Annotated in this window: 18 protein-coding genes; 10 read left to right on the forward strand and 8 right to left on the reverse strand. The window is 72.3% G+C overall.

The genetic code is table 11. The features are described from left to right. The first annotated feature begins 18 nt into the window (after positions 1–18). The 8 genes from EV187_RS06180 (at position 19) to EV187_RS06215 (ending at position 11,242) form a co-directional block, all read left to right on the forward strand. Positions 19–972 carry a 2-hydroxyacid dehydrogenase gene (locus tag EV187_RS06180; protein WP_130352063.1) on the forward strand — a complete coding sequence of 318 codons (954 nt, stop codon included), beginning with the start codon at positions 19–21 and terminating at the stop codon, positions 970–972. 46 nt (positions 973–1,018) lie between these two features. After that, entirely contained in the window at positions 1,019–2,008 is a 990-nt protein-coding gene (locus tag EV187_RS06185) for a serine hydrolase domain-containing protein (protein ID WP_130352064.1), read from the forward strand. A 143-nt stretch (positions 2,009–2,151) separates the two neighbouring features. After that, positions 2,152–3,900 (forward strand): CHAT domain-containing protein, encoded by a 1,749-nt coding sequence (locus tag EV187_RS06190; RefSeq protein ID WP_130352065.1) that lies wholly within the window; start codon positions 2,152–2,154, stop codon positions 3,898–3,900. An 84-nt stretch (positions 3,901–3,984) separates the two neighbouring features. Then, complete coding sequence (locus EV187_RS06195) at positions 3,985–5,667, forward strand: CHAT domain-containing protein (protein ID WP_130352066.1); 1,683 nt, start codon at positions 3,985–3,987, stop codon at positions 5,665–5,667. Positions 5,668–5,689: 22 nt separating this feature from the next. After that, on the forward strand, positions 5,690–6,118 hold the full coding sequence (locus EV187_RS06200) for a CU044_2847 family protein (protein WP_130352067.1): 429 nt from the start codon (positions 5,690–5,692) through the stop codon (positions 6,116–6,118). Between the two features lie 75 nt (positions 6,119–6,193). Continuing rightward, the gene (locus EV187_RS06205) at positions 6,194–8,374 is read left to right on the forward strand and encodes a CHAT domain-containing protein (protein WP_130352068.1); all 2,181 of its coding nucleotides are present in this window, start codon (positions 6,194–6,196) and stop codon (positions 8,372–8,374) included. Between the two features lie 15 nt (positions 8,375–8,389). After that, a complete protein-coding gene (locus EV187_RS06210; protein ID WP_130352069.1) occupies positions 8,390–10,027 on the forward strand; it encodes a CHAT domain-containing protein in 1,638 nt (545 codons plus the stop codon). A gap of 126 nt (positions 10,028–10,153) precedes the next feature. Next, complete coding sequence (locus tag EV187_RS06215) at positions 10,154–11,242, forward strand: NYN domain-containing protein (RefSeq protein ID WP_130352070.1); 1,089 nt, start codon at positions 10,154–10,156, stop codon at positions 11,240–11,242. A 21-nt stretch (positions 11,243–11,263) separates the two neighbouring features. On the opposite strand, the gene EV187_RS06220 is transcribed toward EV187_RS06215, so the two are convergent. Further along, a complete protein-coding gene (locus EV187_RS06220; protein ID WP_130352071.1) occupies positions 11,264–11,464 on the reverse strand; it encodes a hypothetical protein in 201 nt (66 codons plus the stop codon). Positions 11,465–11,665: 201 nt separating this feature from the next. Here EV187_RS06220 and EV187_RS06225 point away from each other — a divergent pair, with 201 nt between their 5' ends. Both EV187_RS06225 and EV187_RS06230 read left to right on the forward strand, forming a co-directional pair. Further along, complete coding sequence (locus tag EV187_RS06225; RefSeq protein WP_130352072.1) at positions 11,666–12,469, forward strand: FadR/GntR family transcriptional regulator; 804 nt, start codon at positions 11,666–11,668, stop codon at positions 12,467–12,469. Positions 12,470–12,546: 77 nt separating this feature from the next. Beyond that, positions 12,547–13,905: an alpha-hydroxy acid oxidase gene (locus tag EV187_RS06230; protein ID WP_130352073.1), complete on the forward strand. Its 1,359-nt coding sequence runs from the start codon at positions 12,547–12,549 to the stop codon at positions 13,903–13,905. On the opposite strand, the gene EV187_RS06235 is transcribed toward EV187_RS06230, so the two are convergent. From EV187_RS06235 to EV187_RS06265, 7 genes are all read right to left on the reverse strand, one after another. Continuing rightward, positions 13,895–14,413: a methyltransferase family protein gene (locus EV187_RS06235; protein ID WP_130352074.1), complete on the reverse strand. Its 519-nt coding sequence runs from the start codon at positions 14,411–14,413 to the stop codon at positions 13,895–13,897. The two genes, EV187_RS06230 and EV187_RS06235, sit on opposite strands and share 11 nt — an antisense overlap. Beyond that, a complete protein-coding gene (locus EV187_RS06240) occupies positions 14,410–14,715 on the reverse strand; it encodes a hypothetical protein (protein WP_130352075.1) in 306 nt (101 codons plus the stop codon). The genes EV187_RS06235 and EV187_RS06240 overlap by 4 nt, the downstream gene beginning before the upstream one ends. A 109-nt stretch (positions 14,716–14,824) precedes the next feature. After that, entirely contained in the window at positions 14,825–16,456 is a 1,632-nt protein-coding gene (locus tag EV187_RS06245) for a response regulator transcription factor (RefSeq protein ID WP_130352076.1), read from the reverse strand. A gap of 18 nt (positions 16,457–16,474) precedes the next feature. Beyond that, entirely contained in the window at positions 16,475–16,972 is a 498-nt protein-coding gene (locus EV187_RS06250) for a hypothetical protein (protein ID WP_130352077.1), read from the reverse strand. Positions 16,973–17,089: 117 nt separating this feature from the next. Then, the gene (locus EV187_RS06255; RefSeq protein ID WP_130352078.1) at positions 17,090–17,803 is read right to left on the reverse strand and encodes an RraA family protein; all 714 of its coding nucleotides are present in this window, start codon (positions 17,801–17,803) and stop codon (positions 17,090–17,092) included. 70 nt (positions 17,804–17,873) lie between these two features. After that, complete coding sequence (locus EV187_RS06260) at positions 17,874–18,221, reverse strand: hypothetical protein (RefSeq protein ID WP_130352079.1); 348 nt, start codon at positions 18,219–18,221, stop codon at positions 17,874–17,876. An 82-nt stretch (positions 18,222–18,303) separates the two neighbouring features. Next, the gene (locus tag EV187_RS06265; RefSeq protein ID WP_130352081.1) at positions 18,304–19,020 is read right to left on the reverse strand and encodes a hypothetical protein; all 717 of its coding nucleotides are present in this window, start codon (positions 19,018–19,020) and stop codon (positions 18,304–18,306) included. Positions 19,021–19,030: the final 10 nt, after the last annotated feature.

The raw sequence follows: 19,030 nt of genomic DNA on the forward strand, positions 1-19,030 counted from the left end.
CTCTGGGAGGATCGGATCATGACCGATGCCCGCCGCCACCTGCTCGTGACCCTGCCCGGCGCGACCCTGCGTCGCGAGCTCGAGCGAACGCCCGGCGGCGTGCCCGACGGGGTGGAGCTCCGCGAATGGGGCCTCGCCGGACCCCCGCCCGTGGAGCCCGGAACGCGCATCGACCTCGTCGTGCCGCCGTACATGGGTGCGGCCGACCGGCTCGGCGCCTTGGATGGCGTCGACGTGGGGCTCGTGCAGTCCCAGTCGATCGGGTACGACGACGTGCCCGGCGCGCTGCCGCCCGGACACGTCTTCGCGAACGCGGCGAGCGTGCACGAGACCTCGACCGCGGAGCTCGCCCTGGCGCTCGTGCTCGCCGCGCAACGCGGGATCCCCGATTTCGTGCGCGCCGCGAGCGAGGGGCGATGGGCGCCCGCCCGCCACGAGAGCCTCGCCGATCGCCGCGTGCTGCTCCTCGGCTATGGCGGGGTGGGCCGGGCGATCGAGGAGCGACTCGCGCCGTTCGAAGTCGAGCTCACACGTGTCGCGAGCCGCGCCCGCGACGACGAGTCCGGGCGCATCCACGGCATCGACGAACTGCCGCAGCTGCTCCCCGCCGCCGAGGTCGTGATCGTCGCGGTCCCCCTCAACGACGCGACCACCGGGCTCGTCGATCGCGAGTTCCTCGCGGCGGTTCCCGACGGCGCACTCGTGGTGAACATCGCTCGCGGACGCGTCGCCGACACCGACGCGGTACTCGCCGAGGCGCGCGCCGGCCGGCTCCGCTTCGCGCTCGACGTCACCGACCCCGAACCGCTGCCCCAGGGGCATCCGCTGTTCGCGCTTCCGAACGTGCTCATCTCCCCGCACGTCGGCGGCGCGTCCACCGCCATGATGCCCCGCATGGCGCGCCTCCTCCGACGCCAGATCGAACGGATGCTCCGCGGCGAGGCGCCCCTCAACGTCGTGCTGCGCACCTGATCGTCCACCCCACCCGTTCCGCCCTCCCCCAACCCGAGAGGACTCCATGCCGACCTTCGCCAACGCCTTCGACTGGGTACGCCGCAACGTGGACGACGGTCCGCTCCCGAGCGCCGTGCTCGGAATCGCCACGGCGGACGGGGTGGCGGCCATCGACGCGTTCGGGGTGGAGGGCGGGCGCCCCACCGCGGTCGACGACCACTACCCGCTGTTCTCGGTGACGAAGCCGATCGTGGGGCTCGCGGCGCTGCGCCTGATCGAGGAGGGGCGACTGACCCCGGAGACGGCACTGTCCACCGCGGTGCCCGAGTTCGGCGCCGACCGCGACGACGTGGTGCGACTCCGGCACCTCGTGAGCCACACGTCGGGCATCGTCGAGCCGCCGCTCGACACCCCCGACGGCCTGCGCCCCTCGCTGCTCGCGCCCGGCCGCGACTTCGCCGCGGGCACGGTGTCGCGCTACTCGACGATCGCGTTCGAGGGGATCGCCGCGCTCATCGAACACGCGAGCGGCGGGTCGTGGGAGCAGGCCGTGGCCGCCGTCGGTCAGCGGGTCGGCGCCACCGGCCTCACGGCGGACGTGTCGGCGAGCGCGCACGAGGTCGTGGATGCCGCCGAGCAGGGGCTCGATTACGCGCAGTTCGCGGCGCTGCGGCATCCGGGCGCGGGTCTGCTCGGTCGCGCCGAGGACCTGCTCGCGATCGGCAGCGCGATGCTCGCGGGCGGCGGCCCGCTCATCTCGCACGTCGGCTCCGAGGCCATGCTGCGACCGCTCACCGCCGGCCTGCCGAAGCTGGAGCCGTACCCCGAAGCCCGCGGCCAGGACTGGGGGTTCACGTGGAACCTCCGTCACTCCGCGCCCGGTCTGCTCGCCCGGGACACGTACGGCCACGGCGGGTGGGCAGGCGCCGAATTCTGGATCACCCCGTCGCGCGGGGTGTGCTTCGCGCTGCTCACCAACATCGGCGGCGGGTTCGGCCGGTACGGCGTTGACGCCGACGAGCTGCACAACGCGGTGGTCGCGGCCGCCGGCTGAGTATCCGGGATCCCGGATTCGGGAGTACCCTGTGAATCGACCGAACGTCTGCGAGCGCGTCCTCGCGGTTCCGGATGCTCCCCGCAGCCCCGTTCAGTGGTGGCCCGGTTGGCGCACCAGCGCCCGCGAGCCAGGATTCGCCCATGGACACCGTGATGGAGCTGGAGATCGGGCCCGGTCCCGAGCCGGGCTCCTACGTGGCGCACGTGCTCCGGTCGGTGGGCGGCGGTGAACCGACCGAGACGTTCCGGCTCGAACTCGACGAGCTGGTCGGTCGTCGGCCCGCACTCGAGGCGAGCGTGCTGCTGTCATCGGTGTCGGCCCGGCGCATCATGCCGGACACCGAGGCCGCGCTGCAGGACGTCGGGCGGCGACTGTTCGAGGCAGCCTTCACCGGGGATGTCTACGCCGCCTACCGCACGAGCGTGGCCGTCGCATCCGAACGGGGACGGGGCGTCCAGATCGCACTGCGCCTCACCGCGCCGGGCCTCGCAGCCCTGCCCTGGGAGGCGCTCTACGACCCCGCGACCGAGACCTACCTGTGCCGCAAGGAGCCGCTCGTGCGGAACGTGCCCGCGGCGCATGCGCCGGCGGCCCTCACGATCGAACTGCCCCTGCGAGTGCTCGCCATGGTGTCGTCGCCGCGCGGCCTGCCGGCCATCGACGTCGAGCACGAGCGCGAACTGCTGGAGGAGGCGCTGCGACCGCACCTCGATGCCGGTCGGGTACGGATCGAGTGGCTCGAGCCCGTGACGTGGTCCGGCGTCCACGACAAACTCCTCGAGCAGGAGTGGCACGTGCTGCACTTCATCGGCCACGGCACCTACGACACCGACACCGATGAGGGCGTGCTCGCATTCGTCGGCCGAGACGGGCGAGCGGAGTACGTCTCGGCATCGAGCCTGGCCGACCTGCTCGCCGAGGCGGAGCCGACGCCCCGGCTCGTGCTGCTCAACTCGTGCCGTTCCGGAGCGGGCGGTACCGACGACCTGTTCTCGGGCACCGCGGCGGCGCTGGCGCACAGCGGCATCCGGGCGGTGGCCGCGATGCAGTTCTCGATCAGCGACACCGCCGCGATCGAGTTCGCCCGCGGCTTCTACTCGGCGCTGGCCCACGGCCGCGGGATCGACGAGGCCGTGCGCAGCGGTCGCATCGGCATCCTCGGCCTCGGCAGGGGCACGCTCGAGTGGGTGACCCCGGTGCTGTACCTCCGCGGCGACGACACCCGGCTCTTCGACGTCGCGCGCGCGACCATGACGCCGGCCGCTGCGGCGCCGGTGGCCGCGTCGGCAGGGTCGACGGCGTCGCCCCCACGGATTCAGCCTCCTGCGGATCGGCCGCCTCAGGAGTCCTCTTCCAGCACCGAGGGCTCGGGCCCTCGGTGGAAGCCATGGCTCGTCGGCGGTGGCGTGGTCCTCGCGGCAGCCGCCGGGGCGCTCATCACCTTCGTGTTCCTGCCGCGGGGGACGGGCGGGGTCGACGACACCGGCGGCGGCGGGGGCGGCGGCGGGGACGACGGTGGCTCGCTGACCACGAACGAGGTGACCGTGCCGATGGATGTCGCGTGGACGGCGACCGGCGTCTCGTGCGAGGAGGGCGACACCATCCGCATCTCGGCGCGCGGCCTGGGAGTGTACGGCACCAGCGGGGGCACCGTCGGGCCGGACGGCCTCCCCGGTGACGAGTCGCTGGATCAACGCGTGGAGGACGACATCCAGACGTTCGCGCTGATGGGGCGGCTCGAGAACCAGACCAAGGCGTTCTCCGTCTACACCGAGGAGGCGTACCTGTGCCCGGAGCCGGGCGAGATGTACCTCGGGCCGAATGACGTCCAACTCGACGGCAACAGCGGCGCGTTCACCGCCACCGTCACGCTCGTTCCAGCGGAATGAAGGAGCCGTGATGTCGGTGCATCCCCGCAGCGCAAGGTCAGTGGCTCCACTCCGTGCAGGCGACCCGCGAGCGAAGATGCGCCCATGAACGCGGTGATGGAGTTGGAGATCGGGCCCGGACCCGAGTCGGGCTCCTACCTCGTGCGCGTCCTGCGATCCGTCGGCGGCGGCGAGCCTTCCGAGACGATCACGCTCGACCTCGACGAACTCGTCGACCGCCGTCCCGCCCTCGAGGCGAGCGTGCTCCTGTCGTCGATCGCGGCGCGACGCGTGGTGCCCGACACCGAGGCGGCGATCCAGGACGTGGGCCGCCGGCTGTTCGAGTCCGCGTTCACGGGCAGCGTCGCGAGCGCCTATCGCACGAGCATCGCCGTCGCCTCCGAACGCGGCACGAGCGTGCAGATCGCCCTGCGACTGAACGCGCCGGGTCTTGCGGCCCTGCCATGGGAGGCGCTCTACGACCCCGAGACCCAGACCTACCTGTGCCGCAAGGAGCCGCTGGTTCGGAACGTGCCCACACCGCACGCCGCCACCGCCCTCGCGGTCGCCTCCCCGCTGCGCGTGCTCGCCATGGTCGCGTCGCCGCGTGGGCTGCCCGCGCTCGACGTCGACGGCGAGCGCGAGCGACTGCAGTCCGCGCTGGAGCCGCAGATCGCGTCCGGCCGCGTGGAGCTGCACTGGCTCGAGGACGTCTCATGGGAGGGCGTGCACCACAGTCTCCTCAGCCAGGAGTGGCACGTGCTGCACTTCATCGGACACGGCACCTACGACGTCGACACCGACGAGGGCGTGCTCGCGTTGGTCGGACGCGACGGCCGCGCCGACTACGTCACCGCGTCGAGCCTCGCCGACCTGCTCGACGAGGCCGAACCCACGCCCCGGCTCGTGGTCCTCAACTCGTGCCAGTCGGGCGCGGGTGGAACGACCGACCTGTTCTCCGGCACCGCCGCCGCCCTCGCGTACAGCGGCATCCAAGCGGTCGCGGCCATGCAGTTCTCCATCAGCGACACGGCCGCGCTCGCGTTCGCGCGCGGCTTCTACACCGCCCTCGCCTACGGCCGCGGCATCGACGAGGCGATGCGGAGCGGCCGCATCGGCATCCTCGGCATGGGCCGCGGAACGCTCGAGTGGGTCACGCCCGTGCTGTACCTCCGGGGAGAGGGCGCCCGCCTGTTCGACGTGGTGCCCGTGGAAGCGCCCAGCGCGAGTCGGTCGGATGCCTCCGCCCAACCCGTCCAGCCCGCGGCATCCGTCGCCGGCGAACCCGAGGAGCCGGCAACGCGCGGCCAGCGCCGGAAGGCGATCATCGTCGGCATCATCGCCGGCGTACTCGCGGTGGGCGGGGTGATCGCGGCGTTCGCACTGCGGCCGACCGACGGGGGCGGGTCGGACGACGGAGGCTCGGAGAGCACCGCCGAGCTCGCGGTGCCGCTGGCCATCGACTGGGTCGACGTGGGGCTCTACTGCACCCTGGGCGATGAGTTCGTGATCGAGGTGAGTGGGCGCGGCTGGCTCGATTCGACTCCGGAATCGCAGATCGGGCCCGAGGGCCTGACGGACGGCGAGCGCCCGGAGGACCGCGTGCTGGCGGACGCGAACACGGGCTCGGTCATCGGAAAGCTCAACACCACCCCCGAGATCTTCCCGGTCGGCGAGGGCACGACCTATGCCTGCCCCGCGCAGGGGGACCTGATGCTCGGGGTGAACGACACGGACCTCGCGGACAACAGCGGCGAGTTCGGGGCGTTCGTCACGCTCAACCACTAGCGGCACGGCGACGGGGGGAACCATGCAGCGGATCGCGATCTTCACGACGGAGGACGGCGGCGAGGTCGCCATCCAGGTGGCCGACGACGCTCCACCGGGCGCGGGCGAGGGCGCCCCGGTGGAGGCGCCCGGTGCGGCGCCTGGAAACGAGTACGGTGCACCGCCGGGGCTGACGGTGCGCGGCATCCCGAGCGGATCACTCCAGACCCGCGGCGTCACGAGCGGGCGCCTCGTCGAACGCACCCAGCAGAGCCTCGACGAGGTGCTCTCCCATGCGAGGCCGGCGGTGACGACGCTGCTGCGCCAGGTACGCGGGCAGGATGACGCCCCCGATGAGCTGGAGGTGGAGTTCGGCATCCAGATCAGTCTCGAGGTGGGGGCGTACATCGCGGCGGCGAGCTCGACCGCGAACTTCCGCGTGACGATGCGGTGGCACTCGCATGCGAACTGACTCCGGAGATGCACCGAGCCGGATTCCAGTGCCTGCACGGTTGGCGTGACGACCCCTGACGACAAGGATGCGCGCATGAACACGGTCATGGAGTTGGAGATCGGGCCCGGCCCGGAAGCGGGCTCCTACGTCGTGCACGTCCTGCGGTCCGTCGGCGGCGGCGAGCCGAGCCAGGCGATCACGCTCGACCTCGACGAGCTCGTGGATGGACGACCGCTCCTCGAGGCGACCGTGCTGTCTTCCTCGGTCTCGGCACGACGCGTCATGTCGGACACCGAGGCCGTCGTGCAGGAGGTCGGGCACCGGCTCTTCGAGTCGACCTTCAGCGGCGCCGTCCGCACCGCGTACCGCACGAGCATGGCGGTCGCCTCCGAGCGCGGCACGGGCGTGCAGATCGCCCTGCGCCTCACGGCGCCCGGCCTCGCAGCACTGCCGTGGGAGACCCTCTTCGATGCCGAGACCGGCGCGTACCTCTGCCGCAAGGAGCCGCTCGTGCGCTACGTGCCAGCTCCGCATGCCGCGGCCGCACTGGCCATCGAGCCCCCGATGCGGGTGCTCGGCATGATCTCCTCGCCGCGTGGGCTGCCCGCGCTCGACGTCGACGGCGAGCGGGAGCGACTCGAACAGGCCCTCCGACCGCACCTCGACTCGGGGCGGGTCGAGCTGGAGTGGCTCGACGAGGTGTCGTGGACCGGTGTGCACGGCAAGCTGCTCGAGGGGCAGTGGCACGTGCTGCACTTCGTCGGCCACGGCACGTACGACGTGGACACCGACGAGGGCGTGCTCGCGTTCGTCGGGCGCGACGGCCGCGCCGACTACGTCACCGCCTCGAGCCTCGCGGACCTGCTCGACGAGGCCGAGCCCACGCCCCGCCTCGTGGTGCTGAACTCGTGCCAGTCGGGAGCGGGTGGCACGACCGACCTGTTCTCGGGCACCGCCGCGGCACTGGCCCACAGCGGCATCCGCGCGGTCGCCGCCATGCAGTTCTCCATCAGCGACACCGCGGCGATCGAGTTCGCCCGCGGGTTCTACACCGCCCTGTCGCACGGCCGGGGCATCGACGAGGCGGTGCGGAGCGGCCGCATCGGCATCCTCGGCATGGGCCGCGGAACGCTCGAGTGGGTCACGCCCGTGCTGTACCTGCGCGGGGAGGACACGCAGCTCTTCGACGTGGCCCCGCTGTCGACCGCGGAGCTGGAGGCGCCGAAGGACTCAGCCGTCGAGGTGCCCGTCGCACCTCCGGGCCGGGCAGCGGATGCCGCACCGCCGACTCCTGCGGACGGGACCGCGACGTCGACGCCGACGCCAGCGCTGACGGCACCGGTCGCGGCGCGTGCTCCGGAGCCGGTCGACTCGCCCTCGACCTCCACGTCGAGACCGGTCGCCACGTCGGCTCCCGCAGCCGAGTCGACCGGATCGAAGCCGCCCGGCACGCCGACCGCGCCGCCACCGCGGCATCCGGCACCGGCACCGGCACCTCGAGGCTCGACGTCCTCGGGAGCAAGGTCGGAGGCGCCGTGGTGGACGGCGCCCCCCGCGCGACGGCCGCCTCCCGTTGCTCCCACCGTCTCGTCGCCCGCCGGCCGGCCGAGCGGAGTCGGCTCGAGCACCGGTACGCCGACAGCTCGACCGCCGAACTCGGGGCCGCCGAACTCCGGGCCGCCGAACCGACCCCATGCGAGCCCGGGCGCGCACCCCGCATCGACGCGACGCTGGACGCCTTGGCTTGTCGTGGGTGTCGTGTCGATCGCCGCCATCGTGGGCGCGATCGGGGCGGTCACCCTGCTTCGCCCCGATTCGGGACTCGGCGGCACGCCGATCGGCGAGTTCGTGGGTGCGCCCGACCCGGTCCGGGACGACGCCCGAACGCCGGACGAAGCCGACGCCGGGGTCCTCGTGACGGAGAAGGTGGTCCCCCTCGACTACGAGGATTTCGTCTACACCGAGTACGTCTGCCAGCCTGACGCCGAATACCGGATCACGGCCACGAGTGAAGGAGCGACGCACGATGGCACCCCGGTCGGGCCCAACGGAATCGGTGACGGAGCCGGCGCCGAGTCCCCGCCCTACGCATACGCGTTGGCCTCACTCCTCGTGGGGGTGCGCGGCTCCGACGCAATGGAGTTCGTCGGCAGTGACGGCGCGTACACGTGCCAGAGCTCGGCGGAGATGAAGCTCACCGTGAACGACGTCGTGAACCTCGAACGCAACTCCGGCCACTTCCGTGTGCGGATCTCCCAGGTCTCCGGCGGATGACGGGAGGCCGAATCGATGGAAACGGCGATCGAGTTGGAGATCGGATCGGGACCTGATCCCGGCACCTATGTCGTGCGCGTGCTGCGTTCGGTCGGCGGCGGCGAGCCGGTGGCGACGATCAGGCTGGACGTCGACGAGCTCGTCTCGCAACGGCCGCACGTCGAGGCGAGCATCCTGTCGTCGTCGGTCTCGACGCGGCGGATCATGTCCGACACCGAGGCTGCCGTGCAGGGCGTGGGGGTCCAGCTGTTCGATGCGACCTTCACCGGCGACATCCGCACGGCGTACCGGACCAGCGCGGCCGTCGCGGCCGAGCGCGGCAAGGGCGTGCAGATCGCGCTGCGGCTCGACGCGCCGGGCCTGGCGGCACTGCCGTGGGAGGCGCTGTTCGACCCTGAGACCCAGGCATACCTGTGCCTCAAGGAGCCGCTCGTGCGCCACGTACCGGCGCCCTTCTCGCCGCCCGCGCTGGCGGTCACCCCGCCGCTCAAGGTGCTGGGAATGATCTCGTCGCCGTCGGGCCTGCCCGCACTCGACGTCGAGGCGGAGCGCGGTCGCCTCGAGGAGGCCCTGCGCCCTCACCTCGACGCGGGGCGAGTCGAGCTGCACTGGCTCGACGACGTCAGTTGGACCGGCGTGCACGACAAGCTCCTCGAGGAGGAGTGGCACGTGCTGCACTTCATCGGCCACGGAGGGTACGACACCGAGACCGACGAGGGCGTGCTCGCCTTCGTCGGACGCAATGGCCGCGTCGACTACGTGCCGGCTTCGAGGCTCGCCGACCTCCTCGACGAGGCCGAGCCGACGCCGCGGCTCGTGGTGCTGAACTCATGCCAGTCCGGGGCATCCGGCACCCTCGATCTCTTCTCCGGCACGGCGGCGGCGCTCGCGCACAGCGGCATCCACGCGGTCGCCGCGATGCAGTACGCGATCAGCGACGACGCCGCCATCGCGTTCGCCCGCGGGTTCTACAAGGCGCTCGCGCACGGTCGCGGCATCGACGAGGCGGTGCGCAGCGGACGCATCGGCATCCTCGGCCTCAGTCGCGGAACCCTCGAGTGGATCACGCCCGTGCTGTACCTCCGCGGAGAGGACACGCACCTCTTCGACATCGCGCCGATGCCGGAAGGTCCGCCCGCGCGGGCGCGGCCGGTCCGACGGAAGGCGTGGCTGATCGCGGCGGCGATCGCGGCCATCGCGGTCGGGGGCGGCGTCGCCGCGGCGCTGCTGCTGCGCCCCGACGGCGGCGTGTCAGGGAACGGCGGCGGTCAGGGCAACGGCGGACAGCCGGTGATGAAGGAGGTGACGGTGCCGGTCGACCAGGCGTGGACCGAGACCGGTGTGTTCTGCGCCGCCAACGGCACCCTCAACGTCAAGGCCAGCGGGCAGGCCACCTACGACGAGACCGAAGCGCCCGTGGGCCCCGACGGGGTGACCAGCGGGGAGCTCTTCGAATCGCGGGTCTACCGGGACGCGGACACCGCATCGCTCATCGGGTCGCTCGACACGTATTCCGAGCCGTTCTTCGTCGGCTATGCGGCCAGGTACGAGTGTCCGATCGACGGCTGGCTCCTCCTCGGCATCAACGACAACGACCTCGCCGGCAATCGGGGCGAGTTCTGGGCGGCGGTCACCTACACGCCGCCGCAGTGACGGAACGGATGTGGCGGACGGACCACCTGCACGCCCGACGCCTCGCGACCGTCCGGTGCCGCTCCCACCTCGCCCGAGGGTGCGGGTCGCTACCATCGGGAGCAACCCCCTCGACGGAAGGTCGACATGCCCACTACGGCAGAACCCCGGGTCGCGCTCTACTTCGACTTCGACAACATCGTCATCTCGCGCTACGACCAGCTGCACGGCGACGGCGCCTACCGCAAGGACACGTCGCGCGGAAAGGCACCCACCGCCGGCACGCAGACCGCCGGCAAGCTCGTCACCGCGACCGTCGACATCGACGCCGTACTCGACTTCGCCGCCACGTTCGGCACGATCGCGATCGCTCGCGCCTACGCCGACTGGTCGACGCCCATCAACGCGAGCTACCGCGGCCAGCTCATCGACCGGGCGGTCGACCTCGTGCAGCTCTTCCCCCTGTCGGCGACGAAGAACGGCGCCGACATCCGCCTCTCGGTCGACGCCGTGGAGGACATGTTCCGCATCGAGGACCTCACGCACATCGTGATCGTCGCCGGCGATTCCGACTACGTCGCGCTGGCGCAGAAGGCCAAGCGCCTCGGCCGGTACGTCGTGGGCATCGGCGTCGCGGGCGGCACGAGCCGTGCGCTCACGGCATCGTGCGACGAGTACGCCGACTACGACGCCTTGCTCACAACGGATGCCGCAGTCGAGGAGGACGAGGCCGCCGCGGGCGAGCCGCCGGCGGCATCCGCGGCAGAGGCGCCGGCGGCATCCGCGGCGGAGGCGCCGAAGACGAGGCGGGCCAGTCGTGGTGGCGGCAGGGCCAAGTCGACGGATGCCGCGGCGACGGCCCCCGCGGCTGCCGCGCCCGCCGAGGCGGACGAAACCCGCGATGCCGCCGAGTCCCCCGCCGCGAGCGGGAGCGGACGGCGCACGGCGCCGCCGCCCGCGCTGAGCTTCTCCGACGGGACGGAGGCGGCCCCGGCCTCGGGCACCCGGAATCCCGGGCGCCTCATCCTCAAGGCCCTCGAGCTGCTGCGCGCGAAGAACGATGAGGAATGGCAGCCCTCGGGTGCGGTCAAGAACCAGATGCTCCGCATGGACCCGTCGTTCCAGGAGCGGAAGCTGGGGTTCGGCTCCTTCAGTGACTTCGTGAAGTCGCGCGGCGGAGTGGTCGAGCTCGACGAGGCCGGCAACCGCATCCGGATCCGCCCCAAGAAGGGCTGACCCGGCCGACCCCGCCCCGTGTCAGGCCCCGACGCCGGTCGCGTTCGCGCCAGGCTCATCCGTGGCCTCGCCGAGCGCATCGCTCTCGTCGGGCACTCCCGGGATCTCGCCGTCCTCGGTCGGCGGCACGTCGATGTTGTACGACGACATCTCCTCAGGCGGCCGCTTCGTGTCGGGCTCCTCGCCCGGGTCGTCGGGCGCGGGCGTGTTGATGTCCGACATGCGATGCTGCTCCGATCCCGGCGCCGACGGCGCCGCCGCGCCCAGTCTCGCGCTCGTCGCCCTCTCGCGGCAGGGGGTTGCGCCGGCGATGGCGCCGGTGAAGACGACGCGGAACGATCCCACCCCACTCGCCTCATGTGGTCTGACCACATGTGCTAATGTGGTCAGACCACAGCGACGCGGCGGGAGGAGCGAACGATCATGACGGATGCCCCGACGCGCCTGCCCGTGACATCCGACACTCCGCGCGCGTGGCAGGCCGTGCTCGAGCACGTCGAATCCGGCCTGCTGAGCGGAGCCCTCGCCCCGGGCGATCGCCTCCCCGGCGAGCGCGCGCTGTCGGCCGAACTCGGCGTCGGCCGGTCGAGCGTGCGCGAGGCGCTGCGCGTGCTGGAGGTGCTCGGACTCATCCGCACGCAGGCCGGTTCCGGGCCGAGCGCGGGCGCCATCATCATCTCCACGCCGGGCGGCGGCATGAGCGCGCTCATGCGCCTGCAGGTCGCCGCGCGCGGCTTCCCCGTCGCCGACATCGTGCGCACCCGCCTGATCCTCGAGACGTCGGTCGCCGGCGACCTCGCCGAGGCGACGCCGCGCGCCGACCTGTCGAGCGCAGCGGCGTTGCTCGACGCCATGGATGCGCCCGACCTCTCGCCGGCCGAGTTCCTCGCGCTCGACGCCGCGTTCCACCTCGCCCTCGCCGAGGCATCCGGCAACCAGGTCATCACCGCCACGATGGCGGGCCTGCGCAGCGGCATCGAGGGGTACGCCCGCGCGGGCGTGGCCACGATCGCCGACTGGGACGCGACATCCGCCCGCCTGCGGGCCGAGCACCGCGGCATCCTCACGGCGATCAGCGCAGCGGATGCCTCGACAGCGCGCACCCGCATCCACGACCACATCTCGGGCTACTACGCCGAGACGTTCATCGCCCCGACCCCGACCACGACCACGACCCCGACCCCGACACCCACCACGACCCCGACCCCGACCACGACTCCGAGGTGACGCCAACCGTCCTTCGCGCACCCCGGAAGGACGATTCGCGTCATTTCGCGACATCCGCACGAGAGAGAGCACCGACCATGGTCCAGCGCCAGTTCCCGAACCCCAAGGAGCTCGCCGAGCTCATGCGCTTCAGGGCGCCGACGCTCAACGCCACCGACCGGCGCCTCGAGAAGGCCCTGACGATCGCCGACCTGCGCGACATCGCGAAGCGCCGCACGCCGAAGGCGCCGTTCGACTACACCGAGGGCGCTGCCGAGGGCGAGCTCTCGATCGCCCGCGCGCGTCAGGCGTTTCAGGACATCGAGTTCCACCCGTCGATCCTGCGCAACGTGCCCGTGGTCGACACGAGCCGCGAGGTGCTCGGCGGCCCGAGCGCGCTGCCCTTCGGCATCGCCCCGACCGGATTCACCCGACTCATGCAGACCGAGGGCGAAGAGGCCGGCGCCGGGGCGGCAGGGGCCGCGGGCATCCCGTTCACGCTCTCCACGCTCGGCACCACCTCGATCGAGGGCGTGAAGGCGGCGAACCCCCACGGACGCAACTGGTTCCAGCTCTACGTGATGCGCGACCGCGAGATCTCGTACGAGCTCGCCCGCCGCGCGGCATCCGCCGGCTTCGACACCCTGTTCTTCACGGTCGACACGCCCGTCGCGGGTGCGCGTCTGCGCGACAAGCGCAACGGCTTCTCGATCCCGCCGCAGCTGACGCCCGGGACCATCATCAACGCGATCCCCCGCCCGGCGTGGTGGATCAACTTCCTCACGACGCCGAAGCTCGAGTTCGCCTCGCTCTCGTCGACCGGCGGCACGGTCGGCGAGCTGCTCGACTCCGCGATGGACCCGACGATCTCGCTCGAGGACCTCGACGTCATCCGCGAGATCTGGCCGGGCAACATCGTGGTCAAGGGCGTGCAGACCGTCGAGGACGCGAGGATCCTCGCCGGCAAGGGCGTCGACGGCGTCGTGCTCTCCAACCACGGCGGCCGCCAGCTCGACCGGGCGCCCATCCCGTTCCACCTGCTGCCCCACGTCGTGCGCGAGGTCGGAGCGGACATGGAGGTGCACCTCGACACGGGCATCATGTCGGGCGCCGACATCGTCGCGTCGATCGCGCTCGGTGCGCGCTTCACGCTCATCGGCCGGGCGTACCTCTACGGCCTCATGGCCGGCGGCCGTCGGGGCGTCGACAAGACGATCGACATCCTCCGCACCGAGATCGTGCGCACGATGAAGCTGCTCGAGGTCGCCACGCTCGACGAGCTCGGCCCGCAGCACGTGACCCAGCTCGCGCGACTCCAGCCGATCGCGAAGCCGGTGGCGGCTGCCGCGGAGGCGGCTGCCTCGTCGAAGCCCACGACCGTGCGCTCGCCGCGTCCCTCCTCGGCGTCGACGTCGGCGGCCGTGAAGCCCGCCGCACGGAGCTCCGTCACGAAGTAGCCGGCGGAATGCGGCGGCCCGGCAGCCGCACGTACTGCGGCACCCGCTCGGCGTACCGCGCGTACTCGCCGCCGAACTGGCGTCGGAGCTCGCGTTCCTCCACGACCGAGCCTCCGAGGTGCTCGACGAGGACGGCCACGGGCACCGTCGCCGCCACCCAGGCGGATCCGCGCAGCACGCCGACACCGAGGTGGATGAGCCACCATCCGAGGTACATGGGGTGGCGGCTGAAGGCGTACGGTCCAGTCGTGACGAGCGATTCCGGCTGCTCGAGCTGGAACTCCCCGGAGGTGCGACGGCGACGTTCGACGAGCGCCCACACGTTCAGCGCGCATCCTGCGGCGAGCAGGGCGGCACCCGCCGCCCGCGTGGGTGAGCGCGGGCCAGGGAGCGGAGCGGGGCGAACGCGTTCGAGCAGGAGCACCGCGACGACGCCCACGGCAGACCCCGCCGGCAGCGGCAGGTTCTGGTAGATCGCCTTGGCGCGCTGGGCGACGTTCGGCATCATGACACCCGCTCCGCGTGTGCAGGGCGTGAACCCCGCCGCTCCCATGCCGCCCGATACCGGACGAACCACACCAGCATCAGCGCGGACGCGGCCAGGTAGAAGGTGTGCAGGAACCAGATCGGCCCGAACGGCAGGCTGAACACGTAGAACGAGTAGAGGGCGTTGCCCGCGTTCGTGATCGCGAGGTTGCCGAGGCTGTACGAGGAGAGGTCCCTCGTGCGCGCGGCCTTCACCAGCATGGGCAGGTAGCTCATGGCGAAGAGGCCGGTCGACAGGACGCCGGCGAACACGGCGAGGTCCATGGCACAGAGGTTACGAAGCCGACCGTGCCGCGGCATCCGGAGAATCACCCATTCCGCGGATGCCTCCTGGATCGGGTTCCCCCTCCGAATACGACCCGCCGACCCTGAGTCAGATCAGGGCGTGCTCGTAGGCGTAGGCGGTGGCCGCCGCGCGCGAGGAGATGCCGAGCTTCGTGAACACGTTGCTGAGGTGCCGGTCGACGGTCTTCTCGCTGACGTAGAGCTCGCCGGCGATGGCGCGGTTCGTCTTGCCCTCCGCCACGAGCCGCACGACCTCGATCTCGCGCGGCGTCAGCGGAGTCGGCGGCGCGCCCGGCGCACGACGCGACAGCGCATCCACCGCGATCACATCGGGCACGGCGCCGAGCTCCTCGAACACGGCACGCGCCGCATCGAGCTCCATGGATGCCGAGTCCTCATCGGCGAGCGCACGGCGTGCCCGCGCCGTGAGCACCCGGCACCGCGCCGCGTCGTAGGGCATGTCGAGTTCCTGCAGGATCCGCCATGCCGAGCGCAACTCGTCGAGCGCTCCCTCCGCATCGCCCTCCTCGATGCGCACCGCCGCGTCGCTCCGCGCCGCGAGCGCCCGCACCATGGGCACCGCAGCGTCGAGCGCGGCGGCCGTGAGCTCGTCGGCGGCCTCGCGCGCGGCCGCGGCATCGCCCGCCGCGAGCTCGATCTCGACGACGGCGACGAGCAGCTGCCGCCTGGTCGCCGGATCGGCCTCTCCGATCGCCGCGTGCACCAGTGCCCGTGCGTCGCGCACCCGGCCCTGTGCGAGTCGCAGCAGCGCCAGGCCGGGCTGCGGCGGGTAACCGCCCTCACCCGCGCGGTGGTACGACCGCTCCGCCGCGTCGAACTCGCCGCGGAGCCGATGCACCTCCGCCTCCTCGTACCACGCGCCGAACGCGCCCGACCAGTCGCCGATCCGCACCCGCTCCTGTGCCACCCGCGCGGCGGCCATCGCGTCGGACCATGCGCCGTGCAGGCTGTAGAGCGCCGCACGGTGCGCCTGGCATTGGCCCGTGAACATCACCATGTCGGGGCGCTCGCCGCACCAGCGCTCGAGCGCGATCGTCCACTCGCGGGCGCGGCGCACGTCGAAAGCCAGGTGGCACGTGCCGATCACCGAGCAGTAGACGACCCCGGATGCCACGGGCGAGACCTCGCCGGCGGTGACCGCCACCATCGCCTCGTCGAGCAGCGCGAGCCCCGGTGCCGGCTTCCCGAGCATGATGAGGGCCTGCCCCTGCCCGAGCTGCGCGAGCGTCATCGCGTCGCGGTCCCCGACGCGGTCGGCGGCGGCGAAGGCCTCGGCGAACGTGCGCTCGGCGCCGGCCGGCTCCCCCGAGTACAGCGCCTCGAGCGCGGCCGCGACGAGCAGGAGCCCCTCGGCCGTGGCGCTGCCGTCGGCGGTGCCGGCGATCCGGCGCGCTCGGGCGAGCCAGCCGCTGCTGCGGGCCTCGTCGCCCTTGCCGCCGAGGTAGAGCCCGATCCAGGTGGCGCATCGAGCCGCACCAGCCCGGTCCTCGATGCCGAGGAATGCCTCGTGCGCCCGCGTCGCGAGGTCGATGCCCTCGTCCTCCCGGCCGAGCAGGAGCGCGACCGTCGAGAGCCGCTCGAGGTCGGGCCCACCGAGCCGGTCATCGCGGTCGGCCTCGGTGAACGCCTCGAACGCCGCTTCCCAGCGGTGGTCGTCGAACGCCGCGCGGCCACGGTCGAGCACGGTCGAGCCGGTCATCGCGCCGCCCGCCTCCGGTCAGGACCGCCCGAATCGGGCGGTGCGCCGGCCCAACCGACGGACACGCTTCAGGTCGGCCTCGGCCTGCTCGCGATCGGTCGGCGTCGTGATCGACGCCGCGATCGTGTGGAACGCGACGAACTCCGCCATCTTGCGCGCCCGCTTCGCCTGCGCACGCCGCCGCTTGATCGTCTTGGCTCGTCGCTTGACGTCGGAATCCTCGAGCGCCTTTCGCCGTGCGTCGCCCGAGCTCGTGGCTCGGACCGACGCGAGCTCGAGGCGCGAAGCTGCCCGCTTGGCGGTCCGCTTCGCGCGTTGCGGATTCGCGTCGAGTTCGCGCCGCGCCGCGCGCACGTCCTCCTGGGCGGAGGCCGTGACCGCCTCGAGGCTCGCGCGGGCGTCGCGCGACAGTGTCTTCGCCAGCTTCCGCGTCTCCCTGCCCGCCCGCTTCGCCTCGGCGACGGCCTTGCGCGCCTCGCGTCGTTCGCGGCGCTGCACCTCGTTCGCCCGTGCCATGACACCCTCCCATCGGGTTTCACGACCAGTGTGGCACCGGAGCCGACGCTGCGCACGGCGGTTGACGGCCCCCGGTGCGGGCGGCTACCCGCGCTCGGGAGGCGACGCCTCCGCCGCTCAGACCTCGATCGCCCCGCCGTGCTCCTGGAGGTGGCGCCGCAGGGTGAGCTCGGGGTCCGATGCCTGGCGCTCCCGATATCCCGCGAAGTCGAGCTGCCGGCGCAGACTCGTGCCCTCCCGCATCTGATCGGCCTGCGCGGTCTCGGTGCGCTGGATCTGCCGGGCCAGTTCGACGACGTCGTCCACGCGGTCGGATGCCACGACCAGCACGCCGTCGTCGTCGGCGAACACGTGATCCGCCTCGGTCACGGCGATCCCGTCGAGGAACGCGGTCGGCATCCGACGACCGGCGGGCGGCACGCGACGGGGACCGTAGGGGCACGCGCCCAGGCTGAACACCGGCAGGCCGATCTCGCGGAGCTGGGCGGTGTCGCGGTGCAGGCCCCAGACGACCACCGCGGCGAGCCCGGCACGCTCCGCCTCGAGCACCATCAGGTCGCCGATGCACGCCTCGTCGAGTCGGCCGCCGTTGTCGATCACGAGCACGTCGCCGGGAGCCGCGTCGTCGATCGTCTCGAGCAGCACGTCGACGCTGCCGAGGTGCGTGACCGGACGCGCGCGTCCTCCGAGCGGCGGGCACGGCGCCAGCGCCCGAATGGCGACCGGCGCGAGGCGCGCGTCGACGCCGAGGCGCAGTGCCGCGTCGGCGAGCGCCGCGGTCGGCGGTGCGGATGCCCCGGAGACGGGTGTTGCGGCAGTGGCGTCGTGCATGATCGACCTCCGAATCGTGCTGGCGGTTCGAGCATGCCACGCGGACGCGTGCCGCGCCCGCGGCATCCGCTCAGTCCTCGTCGATGAGCTCGAGCAGCTTCTTCGCCTCGTCGCGGATCTCGTCGTGGTCGAATTGCCCGGCGCGGCTCTCGAGCGCGATCACGCCGCAACGGTGCACCTTCGTGAAGTCGCCGTATGGGAACTTGTAGTGGCCCTTGGTCTCCCGGGCGACCTCGTCGTCGACGCCGAGATGCCAGTGGCCGTACTCGGCCCAGCCGTGCTTCTCGATGAACGCGTTCTCCTCGTCGGGCGTCGGGGCGTCCTCGCTCCAGTCGTCGCGCTCGTCGCGGACGACCTTGCCGTCACGTACGAGCGAGCGAGCCTGACGGAGTCCTGGCTCGTGCAGCTTCACGGTCATGCGGTGCTCCCTCCTCGGAAAGCGGTCGCACGAGGTCCGCCGTGCGATCACCTTCCCGGTCTACGAGCGCGCGGGCGTCGCGTCAACGGGTTGCGGATGCCGCGAGAGGGCTCTGCTCGGTCGCCGACGCGCTGGCAGGGCCGGCGACGTCGATGCGCGTTCGGCCTCCCACGAAGCGCTCGGTGTCCGACACCGCCGCGGTGAGCAGGGCGACGAGCTGGTCGTCGGGATCGACCACGCAGGCCCGTGCGATCCCGTCGACCGCGACGGTCACGATGTCGCGGCATTGCCGGACGGTCATCCCGGGCCGCATGCGCACACGGGGCATCTCGTCGATGAACCGGGTCGCCCACTCATCCGCATCGGGGGCTGCGCGGAGCGCCGCCCGGGCCAGGGTCGCCGCCTCGACAGCGGACTCATCGCGCCGGTCGCGGAGGACATCGAGGGCGACATGCAGCCCCACGGCCTGCGAGCGCTGGCGCTCCTCGGCGACGATGGGCAGGGCGGCATGCGCGGCTCGCACGGCGAGCAGGACGTCGAGCAACGGATCGTCGCTCGTCAGGCCGACGACGCTCGGGATCAGCGGCGTGAGCCGGGCGCGGCCGGTGTCGCTCGTGCGGTCGTTCACCATGCGGGCGAGATGCGCGAGCGTTCCGTGCGTGCAGGCGGGATGGTCGCTCCAGCGCTCTCCCGCGAGATACGAGGCGAACTCCATGAAGCACGCCCCACTGCGTGGTGAGCGGTGCCGGCCGGGAGACAGGATCGGCAGGAACTCGGTTTGGGCGATCACGCTGCGCATGGGAACCTCC

The sequence above is a fragment of the Agromyces ramosus genome (assembly GCF_004216665.1).
Taxonomy (GTDB): domain Bacteria; phylum Actinomycetota; class Actinomycetes; order Actinomycetales; family Microbacteriaceae; genus Agromyces; species Agromyces ramosus.

What these genes read in the sequence shown, in the direction of transcription:
- EV187_RS06180 (WP_130352063.1), top strand. Translation starts at nt 19, where the DNA reads ATGACCGATGCCCGCCGCCACCTGCTCGTGACCCTGCCCGGCGCGACC.
- EV187_RS06185 (WP_130352064.1), top strand. Translation starts at nt 1,019, where the DNA reads ATGCCGACCTTCGCCAACGCCTTCGACTGGGTACGCCGCAACGTGGAC.
- EV187_RS06190 (WP_130352065.1), top strand. Translation starts at nt 2,152, where the DNA reads ATGGACACCGTGATGGAGCTGGAGATCGGGCCCGGTCCCGAGCCGGGC.
- EV187_RS06195 (WP_130352066.1), top strand. Translation starts at nt 3,985, where the DNA reads ATGAACGCGGTGATGGAGTTGGAGATCGGGCCCGGACCCGAGTCGGGC.
- EV187_RS06200 (WP_130352067.1), top strand. Translation starts at nt 5,690, where the DNA reads ATGCAGCGGATCGCGATCTTCACGACGGAGGACGGCGGCGAGGTCGCC.
- EV187_RS06205 (WP_130352068.1), top strand. Translation starts at nt 6,194, where the DNA reads ATGAACACGGTCATGGAGTTGGAGATCGGGCCCGGCCCGGAAGCGGGC.
- EV187_RS06210 (WP_130352069.1), top strand. Translation starts at nt 8,390, where the DNA reads ATGGAAACGGCGATCGAGTTGGAGATCGGATCGGGACCTGATCCCGGC.
- EV187_RS06215 (WP_130352070.1), top strand. Translation starts at nt 10,154, where the DNA reads ATGCCCACTACGGCAGAACCCCGGGTCGCGCTCTACTTCGACTTCGAC.
- EV187_RS06220 (WP_130352071.1), bottom strand. Translation starts at nt 11,464, where the DNA reads ATGTCGGACATCAACACGCCCGCGCCCGACGACCCGGGCGAGGAGCCC.
- EV187_RS06225 (WP_130352072.1), top strand. Translation starts at nt 11,666, where the DNA reads ATGACGGATGCCCCGACGCGCCTGCCCGTGACATCCGACACTCCGCGC.
- EV187_RS06230 (WP_130352073.1), top strand. Translation starts at nt 12,547, where the DNA reads ATGGTCCAGCGCCAGTTCCCGAACCCCAAGGAGCTCGCCGAGCTCATG.
- EV187_RS06235 (WP_130352074.1), bottom strand. Translation starts at nt 14,413, where the DNA reads ATGATGCCGAACGTCGCCCAGCGCGCCAAGGCGATCTACCAGAACCTG.
- EV187_RS06240 (WP_130352075.1), bottom strand. Translation starts at nt 14,715, where the DNA reads ATGGACCTCGCCGTGTTCGCCGGCGTCCTGTCGACCGGCCTCTTCGCC.
- EV187_RS06245 (WP_130352076.1), bottom strand. Translation starts at nt 16,456, where the DNA reads ATGACCGGCTCGACCGTGCTCGACCGTGGCCGCGCGGCGTTCGACGAC.
- EV187_RS06250 (WP_130352077.1), bottom strand. Translation starts at nt 16,972, where the DNA reads ATGGCACGGGCGAACGAGGTGCAGCGCCGCGAACGACGCGAGGCGCGC.
- EV187_RS06255 (WP_130352078.1), bottom strand. Translation starts at nt 17,803, where the DNA reads ATGCACGACGCCACTGCCGCAACACCCGTCTCCGGGGCATCCGCACCG.
- EV187_RS06260 (WP_130352079.1), bottom strand. Translation starts at nt 18,221, where the DNA reads ATGACCGTGAAGCTGCACGAGCCAGGACTCCGTCAGGCTCGCTCGCTC.
- EV187_RS06265 (WP_130352081.1), bottom strand. Translation starts at nt 19,020, where the DNA reads ATGCGCAGCGTGATCGCCCAAACCGAGTTCCTGCCGATCCTGTCTCCC.